Consider the following 21490-nt stretch of genomic DNA (forward strand, 5'->3'; position numbering starts at 1 on the left):
GAAAAACTGAGACATGGTGTGGGGCTCCTGAGCGGATCAGCGAAGCAACTCGCTGATACTATAACTGTTTCTATCCCATGAGGGCGCAATGAGAATTTTGAATCGCAAACTGGCGTATCTTTGCTTGAGTGCAAGCTGTGTTGCTTTTGCAGCCAGCAGTGAGGCTCGGGCGGTCGACACTGCTCCTGAGGCACAGTCTGACCAGAGCGTACAATCTTCCAAGGAGGATGATGCAGCGGATAATCAAGCCGACGATTCTCTGACATCTGACATCATCGTCAACGGTCACATTGAACGGACAGCTCTGGAAGACGAACGCAACGCGGTGGGTACAGTCGATATCCTTTCGACTGGCGATATTGCTATCAGTTCCAACACCGGCATTGCCGACATTGCACGCTCACTTCCGGGTATTTCCTCCAGTTACGATCAGGGTGCGAACCAGACTGCTGTTGGTGAAGCGCAATTCGTGACTATTCGTGGCTTTGACACCAGTTTCAACGCCTATACGCTGGATGGCCTGCGTTTGCCGCAGGTTGCGGGCAGCTCACGCGCCATCTCACTCAATCTGTTCTCCCCCTTTGCCATCGGCAATATCTCTGCCGACAAAACGCCGGGTGCGGATAAGGATGCGGACTCGATTGCTGGCACCATCAATCTGCACACGCCGACGGCGTTTGATTTTTCGAGCAACTTCACACGCATTCGCTCATTGGGGCAGTTGGCAAAACTGGCATCGGATAACCATCAATCCAGCCTTGGTGGTGCTGTCGGCATCGACGGTGCGCGCAAATTCGGCTCCAACGACCAGTTCGGCCTGTATGTTGCCACCTATTATGAGAAGCGTTCCAACGCGGCGGAATCAGTGGCGGCACAGGACAGCTATGTCACGACCCAGCAAGATGTTGGCACCACGCGGGATAATGGCGATGCGCTGTCTGCTCGCGGTCTGCAGTGGAATTTCTTCAACGACAAGGTCGAGCGTTACGGTGCGACCGGCTCGTTCGATTATCATGGTGATGCGACACAGCTTTATCTGCGGATGAATTACGCTCGGTATAAGAATACCAACACTATGAATCAGACCAGCCTGCGCAGTGAGCTGACTGACAATGCAGACGGTTCAAAGCAGCCTAATCCGAATGTCGCCGGTGGTGGCAGTGGCGATTACAATGCGGATGGCATTTTCGTTGGTACCGGCGTGAACCCGGCCAGCTATTTCCGCACAGAAGATACCGACCAGAAGCTTTTCTCCACTCAGCTTGGCGGTGAATTTGATCTGGGTGGCGGCTTTTCTGCTGCGCTTGAGGCGGCCTATGCCAATGGGGCCTATAACCAGCCGAACCGCATCGAAGCAGCCTGGCGCGGTGTTGGATATGGCGCTTCCGGGGTCACTGTGGATCAAAGTGATCCGCGCGCGCCTGTTGCAGTGATGGATGATGGCGCAACGGCTTACGTCTCATCGCTCGATCGGCCGACGCAATATTATGTTCAGCAGGGCTGGACCTATAATTCAGAAGATAAGAAGACCATCAAGGGGCACCTCCGGTGGGCAGGTGATGATGCGTTACAGTTCATCGAAATCGGCGGGTTATATGAAGATTCTCATCGCGACGGTCGCCGGCTTTCTCCAGATGACACGCGCTATAAATTTTCGCGGCCATTTGACCAGCGCGATGTGCTGGGTCTGTCCGCAGCAGAATTTCCCGGCTTCACTCTGCCCGACTTCATCGGTGCCTATCCTGCCCGTCCGATCAGGGTACTCTCGCGTTCTGCGATTGAAGATGAGGTGGCGCAATATGTAACGTCATCTGGCGGCACTGCGAGCGGCGTGTCGCAGGAAACGCTTGATAAGGGCGTTACGAAAAGCAACGAATCTCGCAAGGCTGTTTACGCCACCGCCAAGTTCCAGCTTGGCGATCTCGAGGCTGTCCCTGGCATTCGCTATGAGGACAATCACTTCGATGCGCATTACTATCAGGGATCAAGTGTGAAAGATGGGCCGAGCGGCTTTGTGTCATCCTCACGCAATTACGATCACTTTGACCCCAGTCTGCTCCTTGCTTTCCGCCCCAATGATCGCATTGTGCTGCGCGGCTCTGTCCGGTCGAGCTATTCCCGCCCGGCATTTGATGATCTGGCTGGCCCATCGACCTATTCGTTCAACGATACGACGGACGAGCTGCAATATATCACCCAGCCTAATCCGAACCTGAAACCTACTACCGCATGGAATTATGATCTCGGTTTTGAATATTATGGCGATGTCGGTCAGTATCTGCAGGTCGCGCTGTATTATAAGGATCTGAAGAACATCATCGTTCCAACGGCTTCCCAAAACCTTGGGGCTACAACCAATGGTGATGTAACCATCTTCATGCCGGAAAATGGCCTGAGCGGAAGCGCCAAGGGTATCGAGGTTTCGGGCCGTTATACCTACCATGGTGAAGACGGTTCACTGCTGGATGGCTTTGGCGTGGGCGGCAGCATCACCTTGCAGGATACCAATGCAAAATATGCCGTATCCGATACAGACCTGCGCAGCACGAGCCTGCCTCAGGCACCCGACGTTATCTATAATGCCAATGTCTTCTATACAGGCGGCAGTTTCCGCGCCAATTTGAATTACCACTACACTGGTCGCATTCTGGCGTCCGTGCAGACCTCCGCGCCTGACATCTATATTCAGCCAGTGGGCTCGCTTGATTTCGGCGCTGCTTACGAGCTGACAGATAGTCTTGAACTAGGCTTTTCAGCACGCAATCTGCTCAACCAACATGCCTACTGGACGACTGTTGGAAAATCAAAAGACTACATTTCGAATGATCGGAATGGTGGTTATCTGAAAACCGGAAGTGTTTACCAGGTGAGTGCGACATTGAAGTTCTAATAGTCTCTATAAATATGCAGCACTTTAGGATTATTATTCTTATAGTGCTGCATATTTCATGCGAAGCAAGAAGAATGAAAGTTTCACGAGGTGATGGTAATTTTCAGGACGCTGGCAGCGTTTATCACGTGTGTCGTAACTTCTCTGGCCGTTCCGGCACTGGCGGAAAATGGCCCTGTATTCAGGCAAGCGGATCTTACTCCCGCAGATGGTTACAGGGTTGATCGGGTTGTTATTGTTTACCGCCATGGTTTGAGGGCGCCGCTCGACACGGAAATCGGTGCCTTGGAATATTCCAAAGAACCCTGGCCAGTCTGGGCAACGGCAAATGCCGAACTCACACCGCATGGCCGTGAAGCCTTGCGCCTGATGGGCCAATATGACCGGGCATTATTTAACAAACTCGGCCTGCTTCAGCCTACCAACTGCCCTGACTCTGATGACCTCCTTATTTATAGCGATAGCGATAGCCGCAGCATCGGTAGTGGTAATGAGCTGCGTGAAGGGCTGGCTCCCGGCTGCCAGATCATGGTTCAGCACAAGGAAGCTGGAGCGCCCGATCTCACATTTACAGCGAATGCCCCCGGTGCAGCACCATTTGATGGCAACGCGGCACTGCGGTCCATCAACAGCTATACCCATGGCGGGCCGGGTGTGCTTGCGGCACAGACGCGCGAGCAGACCCGTATTCTGGAAGAGATTCTCGGCTGTCGGCAGCCATCAGGGTCGGATCAGGAATGCGACATCTCTGCTGTGCCGTCCCAGCTCAGCGCGGATGAGCATGGTATCGGGCTGACAGGCCCCATCATGATCACTTCAGGCACAGCAGAAGTTCTTCTGCTGGAATATGCTGAAGGGATGCCAATGTCTGAGGTGGGTTGGGGCCGCGCGGATTTGGCAAAACTGACAGCCATTTCGCGATTACACGCCTTGCTGTTCGATATCTTCGACCGTTCACCCTATATGGCGCGGCGGACTGCGGCGGAAATGGCTCCCCGCATTCGCGCGCTCCTCACTGGCTCTGATGAACCTAAAGTCACGCTGCTGGTGGGGCATGACAACAATATTGCTGCGCTTACGTCACTGCTCGGCACCTCTTTCCAGATACCGAGCTATGGCCGTGACGATCCCCCTGTGGGGGGTGGCCTTGGCTTTCTGCTGCTGACTGATACGAGCTCGGGAAAGCAGTTTGTTCAGCTTTTCTACCATGCGCAAACACTCGATCAGATGCGTGACCTCACGTCACTTTCTTTGAAGTCACCACCAGCCACGCAAATATTGTCACCGAAATGCGCCAAGGGGCCGGAGCATTTGTGTTCGCTTGACGATTTGGCAGGCCTGCTCACTTGGCCAGGTCAGAGGTCGTTTCATGAGCGCGCAAACGCAAAAGAAGCCGGGAGCGATCTGCAGTCATGAGCATTAACCGTCGCACATTTCTTGCTGGAGCCTCTGCCGGGGCTGGGCTCGCCGCGATGCCTGCACAGGCAGCGAATGCTGGCGCTGGAGGCTCTATCCGCGACATTGAACATGTAGTGATCCTGATGCAGGAGAACCGTTCATTCGATCATTATTTCGGCGCTTTGCGCGGTGTGCGTGGCTTTGCCGACCCGCGTCCGCTCATGCTGCCCGATGGTCGCCCGGTTTGGGCGCAACGCCAGCTTCCCCAAGATGGTGGCGATACGATTCTTCCTTTCCACCTCGACACAAGAAAGACTGCGGCTGGTTGCATGAACAGCCTCGATCACAGTTGGAAGGGCAGTCAGGATCGGTGGAAGCATTGGGACGTCTGGATGCCCGAAAAAGGGCCGTTCAGCATGGGGCATATGACACGCGATGACGTGCCTTATTATTATGCTTTGGCGGACGAGTTTACGATCTGCGATGCCTACCATTGTTCGATCTTTGGCCCAACGGGTCCTAACCGGCTTTACCATTTTACCGGAACCAATGGATTGGCGACCGGGAATGTTGGGCCTTACAATGTCACTAATGACGGCACGGATAGCAATCCTGGCGCAGATATGTCCAAGGATGATCCTAGCTTTGTCGGGCTTGACTGGATGCCCTATGCGGCCCGATTGGAGGCGGCTGGCATATCTTGGCAGGTCTATCAGGAATATGACAATTACAGCGACAATTCGCTGGGCTATTTCGCGGCGTTTCGAAATCTTGACCCGGCTTCATCGCGTTATCGCCGGGGCCGGGCATGGGTGAAGGGATCAAACGCTGAAAATGCGCATGACACCCGTGCAGAACATCTGATTGCAGCCTTTGCGGCCGATGTGATGGCTGACCGGTTGCCGCAAGTTTCGTGGATCGTCGCGCCGTTCCATATGTGTGAACATCCCGATGCGCCACCGGCTTACGGGCAAGAACTGAGCGGCCGATTGATTGCCGCCCTGGCAGCAAATCCTGAGGTCTGGGCAAAGACTGTCTTCATTCTCAATTATGATGAGAATGACGGCTTTTTTGATCACATGCCACCCCCGATCCCAGCGACCCAATCCGCGCTTGGTGAAAGCACCGTCGATACACGTGGTGAGGTTTATGAGGGCGTTCCGGTAGGGTTGGGGCCCCGTGTGCCGATGCTGATCGTCTCACCATGGACGCGCGGGGGCAACGTTAATTCGCAGCTGTTCGATCATACCTCCGTGTTGCGCTTTCTAGAAACACGCTTCGGTATCCGTGAACCCAATATCACGCCGTGGCGCCGCGCGGTTTGCGGTGATCTGACAAGCGCCTTTGATTTTAATGTGAGCGATGTTGCACGGCGAGATACAAGTTGGCTTGCCCGGTTGCCTGAAGTTGGTGGCTACATTGCCGCTAGTGATGAGGCATGCAAACTCACCAAGCCAAGCCTGCCTGAAACACCTGTGATGTCGAAACAGGAGGGTGGTTGGCGCACCAGCCAAGCACTACCCTATGATCTCGATGTGGAACCGCATTGGCATGATGCAGAACTGACCTTGCGCTTCATCAATCGCGGCTCAGTGGCGGCAGTGTTTCAGGCATATGGCGCACAGGATGACGGGAGTGCGCGATATTATACGGTGGGCGCTGGCCAGACTCTCGAAGATCGCTGGCCTGCCGATGGGCGTTCGATTATCGTGTATGGGCCGAATGGATTTCACCGTGCCTATCACCAACTCGATGCAACCTGCCGGATCGAAGCAGTCGCCGTTTTTACGCCGCAAGAGCCTGCCGTGCGCCTGCTCATCCGTAATCGCGGAAAACAGCCGGTCACATTAACAATTGCACCGGCTCGCAGTGAGGCTGGCCAGTCCAAAAAGTTGGAGCTTGGCGCTCAGGGAACAGCAGTGTCGTCGCTTCCTCTTACCGAAGGGCATCGCTGGTACGATCTTCGTCTGACAGCACAGGGGCACGCTGGATTTGAGCAGCGCCTCGCCGGACATTTCGAGAATGGGCAGCCAGATCGGAGCGAGCCAATGGACGGAACCGGCGCTTTTGATGCAAGTTGATTTAGGTAAGCAAGGTGGCGGAAGTTGGGCCACATTGAGAAAAAATGGGAGGGTAGATCATTCAAAAGCGCATTGACCGACAACGCGAGATTCTGAACCTGTTGCAAAGTGGCGGTGGGCTGCTGTCCGTGAGCACTCTTGCGAGTGATCTCGGCGTTTCGGCCGAGACAGTCCGGCGCGAACTTCGTTTGCTTGAAAAAGAAGGGGCGGTGACGCGCGAACATGGCGGTGCGCGATTGATAGCGAAGGCTTTCGAAGGGCCTTTGATGCAGCGTATGGAAGAAAATGCGGCTGCCAAGCAGCGGATCGCCCGTGCCGCCGCCCAATTCGTGCATGACGGTATGATCCTGTTCATCGATGCCGGAACGACATCCTGTTTCATCGCTCAGCAACTGGTGGACTATCGCTCGCTGACCGTCATCACCAATTCATTGCAGGTCGCCACCGATCTAGGTGGAATCAATGATAACCGTTTGTTCTTGGCCGCGGGGCAGATGGACTATGCCTACCGCGCCTTTTCAGATCATACGGCACAGCAATATATATCCGGCTTCACGCCGCATCTTTCAATTCTTTCGGTAGGCGCGATTGAAAAAACGCGGGGTCTGATGGATTTTCATCCCGGTGAAGCTGCCATGAGCCGGATTGCCTATGCGACTTCGGAGCGCGTCCTGCTTGGCGCAGATTCAACCAAATTCGGGCGTTATGGCCTGATTCACACTGCGCCGCTTAGCTCTGTTGATATTCTGGTGACGGATGCCGCATTAGACGATGACTATGCAGAAGCATTCCAGCAGGCCGAAATAACCATCGCATGATGATATTCAGGCAAGACATCTGTCTCGCCTGAATATTGACCAAGAATGCGCGCGTAACTACGTCATTTCTTCAAGGTGTTTCTGACGCTACTTCCATCGCTGCTCTGGCGGCGAGGATGTAGGCCGATGTGGTGCTCACTGTGTATTCGTTTTCAAACCACAGGAAGGGCCAGTCGATCTTCGCTTCGGGAAAATCGGGCTTGATCACCAGAACGCCCGGCACCAGACCGCCAGGAATAAAGCTGTAATCAGCGCGGTTATGGCCATAGGCGATCAGCTTTGATTGGGTGCCGACAGTGGAGACGAGCGACAGATTGTTCGCCGGATGCCGTCCCAATACATAATCGAGTGCATCGAGCGTGTAATCGGTCCCCACCAGTTCCGGAAATTCCTTATGGAAGAGATACATAGTCGTGCCGAAGCTGACGACCTGATTGGAGCCAGCCCATGAACCTTCGCTGATGGGGACGCCAAAGGGGTTGTTAGCCGTTTCGCTGTCCACCTTGGCTTTCATGGCTTTTACCATGGGGATAAGCGCAGTGCGATAATCTGTATCCATAAAAGGAACGGCACGTACTGCAGCGCCGCCTGTCCAGTCGAAATTCTCCCTGATAATGGGCAGCAACTGTTTCAGTCGCTCTGCATATATTGGGTCACCTTTGCTGGTGATAAGCAGTTCGACGGTGGCGAAGATGTTGCTCATCTCTGCAAATCTCGGAGCGCCGGAATCATCGCGCCCATCGCCTGCTTTCATCAGATTGGTTTGCTGCTTGGACCAAAGCGTTTGGGCAGCCTCCAATGCTTTAGCTGCCATTGCCGGGTCGCTTGGGGCCAATGCGCGAGAAGCACCTGCGAGCGCGCCTGCAACCATCAGATTATTGGCTGGTAAATCGGTGGTGAAAGCCCATCGGTCGTCTGGCACACCGGATCTGGAACCGCTTGTTTCGCCGGGTTTCAGGCTGGGATCATATATCAGCCCATCGGTTTGAGAGCCGGCATCCCCGAGGTGCGCATATTGCCGAAGGTTCGGGTCTACGATGCCAACGATGGCATGGCCGAACACATCATATTGGGCGAGCAATTGCAGAGTTCCGTGGCGAATTTGCTGAATGGCGTCTTCCACACCATCAGGCTTGCGAATTTCTACGGCACGGGCCTTCTCATCCACACTGGTTTCATCCCAGTCGAGACCAAACAATTCCCGTGCCCATACCAGGTCGCGCACGACGGAGGCATTTTGCGGGGTTTGAATGTCGTAATCGCCTGCATCCTGCCAGCCGCCGACCGCAAGGCCGGGGATATGCTCGCCCGGCTTGAAAGGAGAATCGAGATCTGGGCCCATTTTGTAACCGTCAAAATGGGTGATGTTGGGTGGGGCCTGGCGAGCATCATCAAGATGGGAAGGAGCAGACCAGACGCGGTATTGTTCACGAATGCCAACGTGGTCCATCTGTTCGGCAATGAAAGTGTCCAGCGATGTCTGCCAGATGTGATCGTAAGCTTCGGTTGAGATACGGAAGGGGTTGGTAGTGTGGCCCGCATAGGAAATGGCGTAAACACCGGGTGTGCGCACTTGGGAAAAGTCGAAAGCCGCATAATTGTATCGCATCCAGCTACCGCGCGATTGGGTTCTGGCTTTTAGAACCGTTTCCTGAGTGCCGTCGCCTGTTAGTCTGACCAGCTCTGCTTCAGCGGGTGCTTTGAAATGAGGGTCCAGTTCGATCAAGGCGATTTTGGGACGGTTTGGCGTATATCCGGCTTGATTGAAGGAAACGACCGGATCACGGACCCAATCCTTCACCACATTGGGGCGAACATGCCAGACGATGGCATTTTTCTGGGCACCTGCGGGAATAAGGGAGCGCACGACGAACCAGCCATTTTGCGCCCGATTGCGTGCATCGTAGAGTTCCAGCGGTGCGGTATCTGACGTGATGCGGACCCGCGTCATCGGATCTTCGGGAGATAAAGTAAGTGATTTGCCTCCTTGGGCCATTGGTAATGGATCGCCAGAACCGTCTTTTGCCATGGGGCCGGTCGGATGGCGCGGGAACAGACCTGGCTCGGTGTCCATCAAATAGGTTTTACCGAAATAGGTTGTGGGCAGAAAATCAAGATTGAAGCCAGCCTTGCCTACGAGACTGTCAGGCAAAGGTTGATCGAGATCGACAGAGATTCGAAAGCCATCGCCTTCAGCGGTAACCGTGACACTGTAATCAAGGTTGATGTCTTTATAGGCAGATCGCACCACGATCTGATTTGGCTGGTCGCCGAGCTTTCGGCTGATAAAGGCAGGCACGGGAGCCCATTGTTCTGGTGTTTTATCGAGCCGTACAGCGCCGTCTGTGGCGATCCGTTCCCCATGCAGTACAATCTGGATACCCGCATTCTTTTCATCGAAGAAAATGGGGCTGAACTGATTTTGATCGACGATGACCGTCAATCCTTGCGTTTCCAGTGTCTCATCGGGTGTGACCGACAAAGATTGGCCATTCCCTGTGCTGGCACTAGCTATGATACTCACTGACGCAAGTGCGATTCCAATGATCCGTTTCATTCACCCATCTTCCCTTGTTTTGGCAATACGCAGCCCCCCGGTGTAGCTCTCGAGCGGAGCTGCTACCGGTCTGTCATTTCGTGAATCTTCGGTTATTCGGCGGGTTTCAGCAGGCCATGCATGGCCATCCAAAGTGTGAATTCATCAAACCAACCGGTGCTGGTTGTGGTTTTCTGATACATGCCAAAACCGTGTCCACCCTGTTCGTACAGGTGAAATTCGACCGGGCGCTTGGCAGCGCGCCAGCTATCAATGAGGCCAAAGCCACTGCTGCCGAACAGGGGATCGTCCGCAGCCAGAGCAACAAAAAGCGGTGGTGCGTCAGCGGGTACGTCCACCGGCATCAGAGAGCCATAAATGGTTCCGATGAAGGCGGGCTTGGCATGTTCGCTGGTCAAAGTGGTGACCATGGTCAGCATGGCGCCAGCAGAAAAGCCGACCATGCCAATGCGATCTGGGTTCACGTTCCATTTCCCGGCGTTCTTGCGGATCAAGGCAAAAGCTGTCTCTGCATCGGCAATTTGCGGGGCGAGATTCGCCATCATCTCTTCTGCCGAAGGCCTTTTCTGGCCAGAATTGGGTGCCATTCTCCTAGCTGAGGCTTCTTGAAAAGCGTTCAATTCCTGTGGCGTCTGGTTGAGACGGTATTTCAATACAAAGGCTGCCACACCCTTGGCGGCCAAGGCGCGGGCGACATCCCAACCTTCATTTTCCATCGACAAGGTCTGGAAGCCACCACCGGGTGCAACCACAACAGCCGTGCCGTTTCCAGTGCCGGGTTCCGGCAAAAAGGGTGTCAGCGTTGCTTCTGTAACGTTGCGAGCGAAAACGCTGCCATATTGGCTGTGCCATGATTCCGTTGCGCTGGCATTCGGCAGTGCACCTGTCCCAAGATCGATCGCATCTGCCTGAACGGGGGTGGGGATCGGCACCATTTTATCGCTTTGCGCAAAGACTGGTGCTGACACTGCAAAGCTGGCTACGATGGCCATGCAGGCAATATTAGCCCGCGATGGCTTAATTAAATGAAATATTGCCTTCAGTTTGATTGCACGAATCATCACTACTCTCCCTGTTTTATTTCAAACAGGCTATAGGTAGCGCTAACATTATGCAATATGGGATATGTTACCTTTCCCTCTACGGAAATGGCTTGGTCAAATTTGTAATTTCTGGACTGAACTTGTGAGAGCGCTTAACTGCGTATGAAACGCCAGCGGTCCGCCTCGCTTTCATTTGCATCAAAGCAATAGCCATCCGTATCGAAGCCGCGCATCGAATCAACGTCGCTGATGTGGTGTTCGCATAACCAGCGCGCCATCATGCCGCGTGCGCGCTTGGCGTTGAAACTCACAAAGCGCGGGCCATTCGGGCCGGGCTCACGAAAATCCACCTCGATTACTCGCACATTGGGAAGTTTGCTCCGGACAGCGGCATAATATTCCTGGCTTGCAAGGTTCAGAATCACGCCTGAGCCTTCTTCCTCAAGCTGTGTGCGTAGCAATTTTGCAATCCGGTCTCCCCACCATTCGGTTAAGGATTTGGCTCGTGGCGCCCAGCGGGTGCCCATTTCCAGCCTATAAGGTCGAATGGCGTCTAGCGGGCGTAGAAGACCATAAAGGCCGGACAGCATCCGCAGATGATTTTGAGCGAAGATCAGGCTCTCTTCATCCAGGCTATATGCATCCAGACCGGTATAAACGTCACCTGCAAAAGCGAAGAGCGCAGCCCGTTCAGGTAGCTCGTCGAAGTCCCGGAAGCGATCCGCATTCAGCTTGGCCAAGCGCGGGGAAATATGCATCAACTCCGCCAGCCGTTTTTGCGTGAGGTTCGAAGCCGATCGCGCGAGGTTGTGTGCTTCCTCAAGGAAATAGGGCGTTGAAACATCGGTTGACGGAAGCGCCCGCTCGAAATCAAGCGTTTTGGCTGGGGATAGGAGAGCAATCATCCATTTGGCGGTAGCGTGGGTGGTCAATTGGGTCAAACCGAACACGTGTCACCCATGAAAACTGTTCTTCGGTTGACCCAACGCAGCATCTCATTACGTCGATAATTCTTGTAGTGTGACTTGCTAAAGCCTAAATGTGTACAATATAGCCCTAGGCTAATGATTAGATTTATTGCAACGTTAGGAACGCCATGTCTCGTGCCTCCGAAAAGGCATATGAATTTATCCGTACCCGGATTCTTTCAGGAGAAATCAAACCCCGCACACAGCTGAAAGAAGAAGACTTAGCGAAAATGTGCGGTGTATCGCGGACTCCCGTTCGTGAGGCATTGCGTCGGCTTGAAGCGGATATGCTGGTGCTGCGTACAGATACACAGCGCTCATTTGTGCCTGTCTGGTCGGACGAAGAAATCAGCGAGATATTTGAGCTGCGGGCCATGTTGGAAGGTCATGCCGCGGAACGTGCTGCCACACGTTTGACACCGGAAAAAATGGCGCAGCTGCGCCATCTGAACGATCTTGTTAAACAGGCGATCGTGGCAGAGCCTGCCGATTTCGACAGTTTTGTTTCGCGCAACCGTGAATTCCATGATCTGATTTTGGAAATCGCAGATTCACCGCGATTAGGGCGCTTGGTCGCTTTGCTGGTTGAGCAGCCTATTCTGCAAAGAACGGCTTTACGTTATGGTATTGAAGGCTTGCTGCGGAGCCATGCGGGACATGACGAAATTATGCTCGCTTTTGAAGCAGGCGATGGCGCCTGGGCCAAACATGTGATGCAAAGTCATATTCGTCAGGCTTTCCACGCGACTATAATCGAAGATGAGAATGGCCGCCATGCGGCAGATTTGAGTGACATCGAGTTGTATCCACTGGGTGATATTGACGCAGTTGCCTGAACTTTGCGAGCAGCTAGAGGAATGAAGCCCTGCGTTCCACATCTGGGAGCAGGGCTTTGGTATCAGCTATCTGTAGGTTGGGCCTGAACTGCCATATTATCAATCAGGCGAGTTTTCCCGATTCTCGCGGCAACCAGCAAACGCGCGGCTTGCTTCGGGGTATTCTGAAGCAAATTCAGGCTTTCTGCATCAGCTAGCGATGCGTAATCGACCTGTGCAAAGCCGGATTTGATCAGAGCGTTTTCGAGGTCGGCCAGAACTGCGGTAACATTTTCACCCTGTTCGATGAGATCTACGGCGTGCCGCATGCTGTGCGGAAGCGCTGCAGCAGCCTTGCGTTCTTGCGCAGAAAGGTAGCGATTGCGGCTTGATAGAGCGAGGTCATCTTCCTCACGCACGATAGGCACGCCGATGATGTTTGCTGCGTAAGGCCGCGTCAGGTCAAGATCGCGCGCCATACGGCGAATCACAGCCAGTTGCTGCCAGTCCTTTTCGCCAAATAGTGCTACATCAGGCTGAACTTGATTGAAGAGTTTGCAGACCACGGTGGCAACACCATCAAAATGACCCGGTCTTGCTGCACCGCAATAGCTTTCGCTTACCCCGGAAACGGATACATTGGTGGCAAAGCCTTGGGGGTAAATCTCACTCACTTCAGGTGCCCATAAGAGAGCTACATCTTCAGCTTCAAGCAATTCACTATCTTGGGCGAGCTGTCTGGGATATGCGTCGAGATCTTCGTTAGGTCCGAACTGTGTGGGGTTGACGAAGATTGAAACCACGACATGGGCGGCGTGTTTTCTAGCTTCGCGGACCAGAGTCAAATGCCCTTCATGCAAAGCCCCCATAGTGGGCACGAGGGCAATCTGGCCGGATTGACGTAGTGCTTCCACTGATTGGCGTAGTGGATTGATGTGGCTGATGATTTGCACCCGATTCGCGCCTCCGATAAGGAATGTTGAAAGCCGCACCTAGACTTGTGACAAGATAAGAGAAAGCCCGCCGCTAGTGACGCAAACCACACCCTATCGGATCGTATTCGCCAATGAGAAGGGCGGCACCGGCAAATCCACCACTGCTGTGCATGTCGCTGTGGCACTGGCCTATCAAGGCGTCAAAGTCGCTGCGATTGATCTCGATCACCGCCAAAAGACGCTGTACCGTTATTTGGAAAATCGCGCGGATACGCAATCGCGCCGGGGTTCTGAATTACCGACCGCGAAATTCGATGTTTATGCGGGTGAAGATGTTGAAGAGCTGGAAGCCAGAGTCGCGCTGCTGTCTGAAGGGTGCGATTGTATCATCTTTGATACTCCGGGCCGTGACGATCCTCTGGCGCGCCATGCTGCGACCCAGGCCGATACTCTGATTACACCACTGAATGATAGCTTCGTCGATTTTGACCTCATCGGACAGGTCGATGCAGAGAATTTCAAGGTTAAACGGTTGAGCTTTTATGCAGAGTTGATCTGGGAAACGCGCAAAAAGCGGGCGATGGCGCAATTAAAGGAACAGCGGCGCGAAATGGACTGGGTTGTTGTGCGCAACCGTACGCAGCACATCGAAGCACGCAACCAGCGGCGTATTGATGAAGCTTTGAATGAACTATCTAAGCGCGTCGGCTTCCGAGTCACGGGCGGGCTTTCTGAGCGCGTGATTTATCGTGAATTGTTTCCCTCAGGCCTCACTTTGCTCGACAAAGGGCATCTTGGAGAGCTGGGAACAAGTCATCTTGTTGCACGTCAAGAATTGCGCAGCATGGTGAAGGGGCTTAATCTTCCATTCGCAAGTCTTTCATCCAAATAGATTTCTACGGAGACGTATAGAGCCGTGACAAAGTTCCTTCTCCTTGCCGTTGTCATAATAGTTGCATGGCGGGGCTTTACCGGCCGCTGGATATGGGAATATGCAGGATTGCAGACGGGCAATCCCACGCAAAAGCAGGCCTTCAAACTGTTGGGTCTGCGTGAGGGGGCGTCTCGTCAGGAAATTATTGATGCGCATAGGCAGCGTATCGCTGCGGTCCATCCTGACAGGGGGGGGAGTAGTGAGCAGGTTCATGCGGTGAACACCGCAAGAGATCTGTTGCTATCGCGTTTACCGGCACCAAAGGAGCATTCATGAGCTACCAATTCGACCGTACAGTTCTAAGAGAATACGATATTCGCGGTATTATCGGCGAAACACTGGGGGCTGACGATGCGCGGGCCATTGGCCGTGGCTTTGCCACATTGCTGCGCGAAGCCGGTGGCAAGAAGGTCGCAGTTGGTTATGACGGCCGGGTTAGTTCGCCCATGCTGGAACATGCTTTAATTGAAGGGCTGACAGCCAGTGGCTGCGATGTTGTGCGGGTGGGCATGGGCCCAACGCCGATGCTCTATTACGCCGAAGCATCAAGCGAAGAAGTGGATGGCGGCATTCAGATAACTGGCAGCCACAATCCCGCCAATTATAATGGTTTCAAGATGGTGTTTCAGGGCCGGCCGTTCTTCGGTGCTGACATCCAGAAGATCGGTGAACTCGCCGCAGCTGGTGCATGGGCCGATGGCACTGGCGAAGTCGAAAGCCGCGAAATCCTCGATGAATATGTCGATCGGCTTATGGCTGGCCTCGATGGTATCGATCAGGAAAGCTTGTCCGGTCTGCGGGTTGGCTGGGATGCTGGGAACGGTGCCGCTGGCCCCGCTCTCGAGAAGCTCGCTGCGAAGCTGCCAGGTGAGCATCACCTGCTCTACACCGAAGTCGACGGGAATTTTCCTAATCATCATCCCGACCCTACTGTGGTTGAAAACCTTGCAGATCTGCAAAGCCTAGTATCCGCAAAATCCCTTGATTTTGGAATTGCCTTCGATGGTGATGGTGATCGGATCGGCGCGATTGACGGTGAAGGCCGGGTGATCTGGGGCGATCAACTGCTGATGATCTACTCTGAAGATCTGCTTCAGCGGATGAAAGACGTAACGATTATTGCTGACGTTAAGGCGTCGCGCGCGCTGTTTGAGCGTGTGGCTGAATGCGGCGGAAAACCACTGATGTGGAAAACCGGGCACAGCCTGATCAAGTCCAAGATGAAGGAAACCGGCTCACCGCTCGCAGGCGAAATGAGCGGCCATGTCTTCTTTGCGGATGAATATTATGGTTTTGATGATGCGCTTTATGCAGGCGTCCGTCTGATTGCTGCTTCCGCACGGTTGGGCAAGTCCGTGACCGACTTGCGCAGTACCATGCCCAATATGATCAACACACCTGAAATGCGTTTCCAAGTTGATGAAAGCCGCAAGTTTGCGGTGATTGATGAGGTCAAGGCAAGGCTGGCCGATAGTGTTGATGATGTGAATGCGATTGATGGTGTGCGGGTCACGAATGCAGATGGCTGGTGGCTGCTTCGGGCATCCAACACGCAGGATGTACTGGTCGCTCGGGCGGAAAGTGAGAGCGAAGCAGGTCTTGAGCGTCTTATGGCACAAATCGATGGGCAATTGGCCGCCTCAGGACTTGAGCGCGGGCCTCAGGTTGGTCATTGAGTCTTCGATTGGACGAACGACTATCAGACTATCTCGAAAGGATTGGCTGCAAGGCATTGCCTGAAGCCAATCCTGCCGGGTTGGCGCAGCTTCAGCTTGACCATCGGTTGGCTATTCCATTCGAAAATTTCGATGTCATGCTGGGGCGGCGTATTTCCATCGATAGCGACGCAGTGTTTGATAAACTCGTGTATCGCGGGCGTGGCGGATATTGTTTCGAACAAAACCGCCTCTTTTCTGACATGCTTTCGGCGATCGGATTGCCCAATCGCCCTTTGCTGGCACGCGTGATGCTTGGCAGTATTGATGGAACATTGCCCGCCCGCAGCCATGTTTGCCTTCTGGTCAATCTGGGAGGTGAACATTGGATCGCGGATGCTGGCTTTGGTGGAAGCTATGTGCCGCCACTGCCGCTGAAGGATGGCGCGCAATGCAGCACCGGGGATGGTGCGATGCACCGCCTGCGGCATGTGGGTGTGCTTGGCACGCTGGTGGGGGAATGGGTATTGGAACGCCGTGGGCCTCACGAATCCACGGATGGCCGGACGCAGAGCCATCTTGACTGGCAAAAGCAATATGTCTTCGATCTGGCTGAAGTGGCACCTGCTGATCTTGAACAGGGGAGCCATTGGGCAGCCACGGTCCCTGGCGGTCGTTTCAGCACTGTGCATGTGGCTAGTCGGGCTTTGGCGGATGGTTTTATAACGCTGAGCGATAAGGATCTTAAAATCTATCGCAACGGCCAGTCGGAAAAGCGTTCTTTGTCAGACCGGGAAGCCTATCAACGGGCACTGAACGATGTGCTGCGCATTCCCTTATCACCGGACGAAGTTGCTGCTCTTGCCTTATTTGAGCAGGGGTGACCCTGAAGCTCAGAGTTAAAGGTCTCGATGTGCTGCAAAGAGGGGGAAGTGCATGACTATCAGCCCACTCCCTCACGAAATCACAGATTGGTTTCGCGGTCGGGGGTGGCGTATTCGCGACCATCAACAGGCGATGTTTGACGCTAGTGAGACGGGGCAGCATGCTTTGCTTGTGGCGGACACCGGAGCAGGCAAGACGCTTGCGGGTTTTTTGCCAACATTGGCGGATTTTGCGCCCTCTCGGCTGGCAGGCGCCCAGCCGCCAGAAGGACTCCACACACTCTATATTTCGCCATTGAAAGCGCTGGCGCATGATGTTCAGCGTAATCTTCTCGCTCCTGTTGAGGAGATAGGCCTGCCGCTGCGGATTGAAACCCGCAGCGGAGATACGCCGTCTGACCGGAAGAAACGCCAACGTGGTCGCCCGCCACATATTCTTCTCACTACGCCGGAATCGCTGTCACTCCTGCTGAGCTACCCGGAGAGTGCAGAACTGTTCGCGAGCTTAAAGCGTGTGGTGATTGATGAAGTCCATGCCTTTGCGACCGGCAAACGTGGTGATTTGCTGGCGTTGTCGCTCACTCGCCTGCAATCTTTCGCGCCCAATATGAAGCGGGCAGCGCTTTCTGCAACGCTGGGAAATCCAGAGAGTTTTCGGGAATGGCTGGCTCCGTGGGGTGACATCGATAAAGTTACGATGGTTGTGGGGGAGGATGGCGCGCCAGCGGATGTCGAGATTCTGCTTCCTGACGGGCAGCGTGTGCCCTGGGGAGGCCATGCTGGCACATGGGCCATTCCCCAGATCTATGAGGAAATCAGCCGGAATCAGACCACACTGATTTTTACCAATACACGCTTTCTGGCTGAGTTTATTTTCCAGAAGTTGTGGGATGCAAATGAGGATTTGCTCCCCATTGGTATTCATCATGGCTCACTTTCTCGTGAAGCACGGCGCAAGGTTGAAGGTGCGATGGCTCGTGGTGAACTGCGTGCACTTGTGGCCACTTCCAGCCTCGATCTTGGGGTTGACTGGGGTGATATTGATTGTGTGGTGCAGATGGGCGCTCCCAAAGGTTCCTCGCGCCTCTTACAGCGCGTTGGGCGCGCCAACCATCGTCTCGATCAGTCCAGCCGGGCCATATTAGTGCCAGGCAATCGTTTTGAATTTCTCGAAGCCAGTGCCGCCAAAGATGCGGTAGATGAAGGCCAACGCGATGGGGAAGATTTCCGGCCGGGCGGATTGGATGTATTGGCGCAACATGTGATGGCTTGCGCTTGTGCAGGCCCGTTTGATGAACAAGCGCTGCTGGCTGAGATACGCTCATCTTTGTCTTACGCATGGGTTGAGGAAGACGTGTGGCAGAATGTTCTCCGGTTTGTGGCAACCGGCGGTTATTCGCTGGAGGCCTATGACCGGTTTCGCCGGATTGTGCGTGATCGCAGCGGGGTATGGCGGCTGACCCATCCGGATCATGCTGCACGCCATCGTTTGAATGCGGGAATCATCGTCGATTCTGAAATGGTGCAAGTTCGTTTTCGTAACGGTCGCTCGCTGGGGAAGGTGGAGGAACGCTTTGCGGCAGCTTTGTCTGCCGGAGACACATTTGCCTTTGCAGGGCTCAGCCTTGAAGTGGAGCGGGTGAAGGGCCTTGATCTGATCGTCAAGGCGACCACCAAGGCGGCGATGATTCCCTCTTACGGCGGTCTTCGTCTGCCTTTGACGGCTCACCTTTCAGCCAGAGTGTTGGCGATGCTGGATGACCGTGCGGGTTGGGGGCGTTTCCCTGATGATGTGCGTGAATGGTTGGAAATGCAGGATTGGCGCTCATCAATGCCAGCACCCGGCCGCCTGCTGGTTGAAAGCTTCCCTCATGCCCAGATGCACTACACCGTCTATTACACTTTCGTGGGATGGAACGCTAACCAGTCACTTGGGATGCTGATTACGAAACGAATGGAAGAACAGGGGCTGCAACCGCTCGGCTTTGTTGCCAATGATTATTCACTTGCAGTGTGGGGTCTGAAGCCTGTCAGCGATCCAGCACCGCTTCTTTCACCTGATATTCTGGCAGATGAATTCGTGGAATGGGTAGAAAATTCCTACCTTTTAAGGCGTGCATTTCGGGAAGTGGCCGTGATTTCCGGGCTCGTCGAACGGCAACAACCCGGTAAACGTAAAACCGGGCGACAGGTCACTTTCTCTACTGACCTGATCTATGATGTTCTGCGCAAATATGAGCCGGATCACCTGTTGATGCAGGCGGCATGGGCCGATGCCCGTGCCCGTATGACTGATATTGGCCGCTTGGGAGACATGCTCGATAGCGCCGCTGAGCAGATCGTTCATGTGACGCTTGATAGGGTTAGCCCTCTGGCTGTTCCGGTGTTGATGACGATAGGCCGGGAAAGCCTGCCACAAGGCTCTGCTGAAGACGCCTTGATGCTAGAGGCGGAAAGCCTTGCGGAAGCGGCGATGCATGTTGACCGGATAGTCGAGTGAGCTTGGGTAGCGAGATAAAGAAAAAGGGGCAGATTGCTCCGCCCCTTCGTCAGTTGATTTTCAGATCGCTCAATTCACTTGGAGAATGTGCGATATTTGTCGTTACCGACAAAGCCAAACTTCGAAACGCCTGAACCCTTGATCACATTAAGGACCTTGGAAGACAGATCGTAGCTGGCTTGCGCTTCTGGTTCAAATTGCAGTTCTGGCTCCACTGGGAAGCGCAGAGTTTCTTGCAAATTGGCCATCAACTGGTTCTGGTTGATTGCTTCGCCATTCCAGAGGATTTCGTCCTGCGGGGTCAATACCACCTTGTTTTTCACCGGATCAACGTCGTTGGTCGGTGCATTAGATGGTGTTGGCAGATCGATATTTACGGAATGGGTAGCAACGGGAATGGTAATGATGAACATGATGAGGAGCACGAGCATGACGTCGATCAACGGCGTCGTGTTCATTTCCATCATCGGTGAGCCATCATCGCTACCGCCTGACATTGCCATGAGATGTTACTCCTGAATTTCTTGAACCACGTTGATCAACCGTTCGGATCAACAGGGTTCGAGATGAAGCCAACGGTCGGATAGCCAGCTGCCTGAACGTTAAAGATCGTTCCGGCAACACAACGCCAAGGAGCGTTCACGTCACCACGGATGTTGACCTGTGGGATCTTTTCCGGGTTGTTGATGATCGCTTCGATGCCGCCTTCGCGCTGAACGATACTGTCGAGGCGTTGGAATGCTTCGTCATAAAGTTCTTGCGAGTTCACCAAGGTGACATTGTTAAAATATACCCGACATTCACCGTCACGGCTTGAACCTTCATAGCCAGGCTCACCTGGATTGCGGCCAGCTGCGTCAGTGGTGACGACGGTCAGCAGAAGATTTTCAACCTTATCCTTGGATTCAGTTGAAGCATAAATAGGAATCTTCAGCTTTTCAATTGTCTGAATAGCGACTGGGACTGCGATAAGGAAGATGATCAGAAGCACCAGCATCACGTCCACAAGGGGCGTGGTGTTGATGTCTGACATCGGCGTTTCGCTGCCGCCGCCGCCTGTCGAAATGGCCATGATACTGTCCTAACTCAAAACTTCGCTGTTGGGTGGGACGGGTTGCCCGCATGCCGGATTTCCCGTCCCTGTCCCAGACGACGTGTTTAGGCGTGTGCCTCAGGCCTTCGTAGTCGGCTTTGCCGGAGCAGCTGCTGGCTTGGCAGCAACCTTACCCGCCTGCTGAGTCGAAGCCTGTGTCATAACTTGCGGACGAACAGCACCGTTGGAGGAGATGTTCGCAAGCAGATCGGTAGCGAAACCAGTCAGAAGTTCGCCGATACGCTTGTTGCGAGCTTGCAGCCAGTTATAGGCCAGAACGGCAGGAACAGCCACGAGAAGACCAATGGCGGTCATGATGAGAGCTTCACCAACCGGGCCAGCAACCTTATCGATCGATGCCGAGCCGGACAGACCAATGCTGATCAGAGCGCGGTAAATACCAATAACCGTACCGAGCAGACCGATGAACGGTGCAGTAGCACCCACGGTTGCGAGGAAAGGCAGGCCGCCGGACAGGCGTGAGTTGATGGAAGCTTCTGAACGAGCCAGCGAACCGTGCATCCATTCATGTGCTTCAAGGCTGTCAGTCATCTTGGTGTGCTGCGACTGTGCTGCGAGGCCATCGTCGACCAGCTGACGCCATGCGCTGTTCTTTTCGAGCTTGGTTGCGCCTTCCTGAAGCGAAGAGGTTTTCCAAAAACCAGAGCGAACGCTTTTGTACTGGCGAAGGATCTTGTTCTGCTCAAGCAGCTTTGTGATGAGAATGAAGAAGGTACCAACGGACATGATGACCATGATACCAAAGATGGTCTGCGCAATGAGACCGCCCTGTTCGAGGGCTTCTTTGAAGCCGAAGGCGTTCTGGGGCGCCGCTTCGCCGCCAGCTGCGGCCAGAATGTCGATAAGCATGCGGGTTAGTCCTCTCTAAGACAAAAACAGTAAAGATGTGTTTGCGGCC

At 54.1% G+C, this 21490-nt stretch carries 16 protein-coding genes; 9 read left to right on the top strand and 7 right to left on the bottom strand.

The annotated features are described in order from the left end of the window. Positions 1 to 88 precede the first annotated feature (88 nt). From GRI39_RS12360 to GRI39_RS12375, 4 genes are all read left to right on the top strand, one after another. The gene (locus GRI39_RS12360; RefSeq protein WP_160740044.1) at positions 89 to 2890 is read left to right on the top strand and encodes a TonB-dependent receptor; all 2802 of its coding nucleotides are present in this window, start codon (positions 89 to 91) and stop codon (positions 2888 to 2890) included. Between the two features lie 93 nt (positions 2891 to 2983). Then, positions 2984 to 4306 carry a histidine-type phosphatase gene (locus GRI39_RS12365; protein ID WP_160740045.1) on the top strand — a complete coding sequence of 441 codons (1323 nt, stop codon included), beginning with the start codon at positions 2984 to 2986 and terminating at the stop codon, positions 4304 to 4306. Then, complete coding sequence (locus GRI39_RS12370; RefSeq protein ID WP_160740046.1) at positions 4303 to 6369, top strand: phosphocholine-specific phospholipase C; 2067 nt, start codon at positions 4303 to 4305, stop codon at positions 6367 to 6369. Before GRI39_RS12365 ends, GRI39_RS12370 begins: the two co-directional genes overlap by 4 nt. A gap of 89 nt (positions 6370 to 6458) precedes the next feature. Beyond that, positions 6459 to 7187: a DeoR/GlpR family DNA-binding transcription regulator gene (locus tag GRI39_RS12375; protein ID WP_343033348.1), complete on the top strand. Its 729-nt coding sequence runs from the start codon at positions 6459 to 6461 to the stop codon at positions 7185 to 7187. A 70-nt stretch (positions 7188 to 7257) separates the two neighbouring features. Here the strand turns inward: GRI39_RS12375 and GRI39_RS12380 are convergent, their stop codons facing one another. From GRI39_RS12380 to yaaA, 3 genes are all read right to left on the bottom strand, one after another. Continuing rightward, the gene (locus GRI39_RS12380) at positions 7258 to 9744 is read right to left on the bottom strand and encodes a glycoside hydrolase family 9 protein (RefSeq protein ID WP_160740047.1); all 2487 of its coding nucleotides are present in this window, start codon (positions 9742 to 9744) and stop codon (positions 7258 to 7260) included. Positions 9745 to 9836: 92 nt separating this feature from the next. Beyond that, a complete protein-coding gene (locus tag GRI39_RS12385) occupies positions 9837 to 10736 on the bottom strand; it encodes an alpha/beta hydrolase (protein WP_246205081.1) in 900 nt (299 codons plus the stop codon). Between the two features lie 203 nt (positions 10737 to 10939). Then, positions 10940 to 11692, bottom strand: a complete 753-nt coding sequence (gene yaaA / locus GRI39_RS12390; protein WP_160740216.1) for a peroxide stress protein YaaA — start codon at positions 11690 to 11692, stop codon at positions 10940 to 10942. Between the two features lie 191 nt (positions 11693 to 11883). Between yaaA and GRI39_RS12395 the strand changes: the two genes are divergently transcribed. Beyond that, complete coding sequence (locus GRI39_RS12395) at positions 11884 to 12591, top strand: GntR family transcriptional regulator (protein WP_160740049.1); 708 nt, start codon at positions 11884 to 11886, stop codon at positions 12589 to 12591. A 62-nt stretch (positions 12592 to 12653) separates the two neighbouring features. Here the strand turns inward: GRI39_RS12395 and panC are convergent, their stop codons facing one another. Next, positions 12654 to 13523: a pantoate--beta-alanine ligase gene (panC, locus tag GRI39_RS12400; RefSeq protein ID WP_160740050.1), complete on the bottom strand. Its 870-nt coding sequence runs from the start codon at positions 13521 to 13523 to the stop codon at positions 12654 to 12656. Between the two features lie 76 nt (positions 13524 to 13599). On the opposite strand from panC, the gene GRI39_RS12405 reads away from it, so the two are divergent. From GRI39_RS12405 to GRI39_RS12420, 4 genes are all read left to right on the top strand, one after another. Further along, positions 13600 to 14397, top strand: coding sequence for a division plane positioning ATPase MipZ (locus GRI39_RS12405; RefSeq protein ID WP_160740051.1), 798 nt, complete (start codon positions 13600 to 13602; stop codon positions 14395 to 14397). Positions 14398 to 14711: 314 nt separating this feature from the next. Beyond that, the gene (pgmG, locus tag GRI39_RS12410; protein ID WP_160740052.1) at positions 14712 to 16115 is read left to right on the top strand and encodes a phosphoglucomutase/phosphomannomutase PgmG; all 1404 of its coding nucleotides are present in this window, start codon (positions 14712 to 14714) and stop codon (positions 16113 to 16115) included. 8 nt (positions 16116 to 16123) lie between these two features. Beyond that, entirely contained in the window at positions 16124 to 16978 is an 855-nt protein-coding gene (locus GRI39_RS12415; protein WP_160740053.1) for an arylamine N-acetyltransferase family protein, read from the top strand. A 52-nt stretch (positions 16979 to 17030) separates the two neighbouring features. Further along, positions 17031 to 19478, top strand: coding sequence for a ligase-associated DNA damage response DEXH box helicase (locus GRI39_RS12420; RefSeq protein WP_160740054.1), 2448 nt, complete (start codon positions 17031 to 17033; stop codon positions 19476 to 19478). A 74-nt stretch (positions 19479 to 19552) separates the two neighbouring features. Here the strand turns inward: GRI39_RS12420 and GRI39_RS12425 are convergent, their stop codons facing one another. From GRI39_RS12425 to GRI39_RS12435, 3 genes are all read right to left on the bottom strand, one after another. Beyond that, positions 19553 to 19981 carry an ExbD/TolR family protein gene (locus GRI39_RS12425; RefSeq protein ID WP_160740055.1) on the bottom strand — a complete coding sequence of 143 codons (429 nt, stop codon included), beginning with the start codon at positions 19979 to 19981 and terminating at the stop codon, positions 19553 to 19555. Between the two features lie 35 nt (positions 19982 to 20016). Further along, positions 20017 to 20550, bottom strand: coding sequence for an ExbD/TolR family protein (locus GRI39_RS12430; protein ID WP_211371599.1), 534 nt, complete (start codon positions 20548 to 20550; stop codon positions 20017 to 20019). Positions 20551 to 20649: 99 nt separating this feature from the next. After that, positions 20650 to 21441, bottom strand: a complete 792-nt coding sequence (locus GRI39_RS12435; protein ID WP_160740056.1) for a MotA/TolQ/ExbB proton channel family protein — start codon at positions 21439 to 21441, stop codon at positions 20650 to 20652. Positions 21442 to 21490 lie beyond the last annotated feature (49 nt).

The organism is Altericroceibacterium indicum, from assembly GCF_009828105.1.
GTDB lineage: Bacteria > Pseudomonadota > Alphaproteobacteria > Sphingomonadales > Sphingomonadaceae > Altericroceibacterium > Altericroceibacterium indicum.

Coding starts and splice junctions, on each gene's coding strand:
- GRI39_RS12360 (WP_160740044.1), top strand. CDS start 89: ATGAGAATTTTGAATCGCAAACTGGCGTATCTTTGCTTGAGTGCAAGC.
- GRI39_RS12365 (WP_160740045.1), top strand. CDS start 2,984: ATGGTAATTTTCAGGACGCTGGCAGCGTTTATCACGTGTGTCGTAACT.
- GRI39_RS12370 (WP_160740046.1), top strand. CDS start 4,303: ATGAGCATTAACCGTCGCACATTTCTTGCTGGAGCCTCTGCCGGGGCT.
- GRI39_RS12380 (WP_160740047.1), bottom strand. CDS start 9,744: ATGAAACGGATCATTGGAATCGCACTTGCGTCAGTGAGTATCATAGCT.
- GRI39_RS12385 (WP_246205081.1), bottom strand. CDS start 10,736: ATGGCCATCGTAGCCAGCTTTGCAGTGTCAGCACCAGTCTTTGCGCAA.
- yaaA (WP_160740216.1), bottom strand. CDS start 11,692: ATGATTGCTCTCCTATCCCCAGCCAAAACGCTTGATTTCGAGCGGGCG.
- GRI39_RS12395 (WP_160740049.1), top strand. CDS start 11,884: ATGTCTCGTGCCTCCGAAAAGGCATATGAATTTATCCGTACCCGGATT.
- pgmG (WP_160740052.1), top strand. CDS start 14,712: ATGAGCTACCAATTCGACCGTACAGTTCTAAGAGAATACGATATTCGC.
- GRI39_RS12420 (WP_160740054.1), top strand. CDS start 17,031: ATGACTATCAGCCCACTCCCTCACGAAATCACAGATTGGTTTCGCGGT.
- GRI39_RS12425 (WP_160740055.1), bottom strand. CDS start 19,981: ATGGCAATGTCAGGCGGTAGCGATGATGGCTCACCGATGATGGAAATG.
- GRI39_RS12430 (WP_211371599.1), bottom strand. CDS start 20,550: ATGGCCATTTCGACAGGCGGCGGCGGCAGCGAAACGCCGATGTCAGAC.
- GRI39_RS12435 (WP_160740056.1), bottom strand. CDS start 21,441: ATGCTTATCGACATTCTGGCCGCAGCTGGCGGCGAAGCGGCGCCCCAG.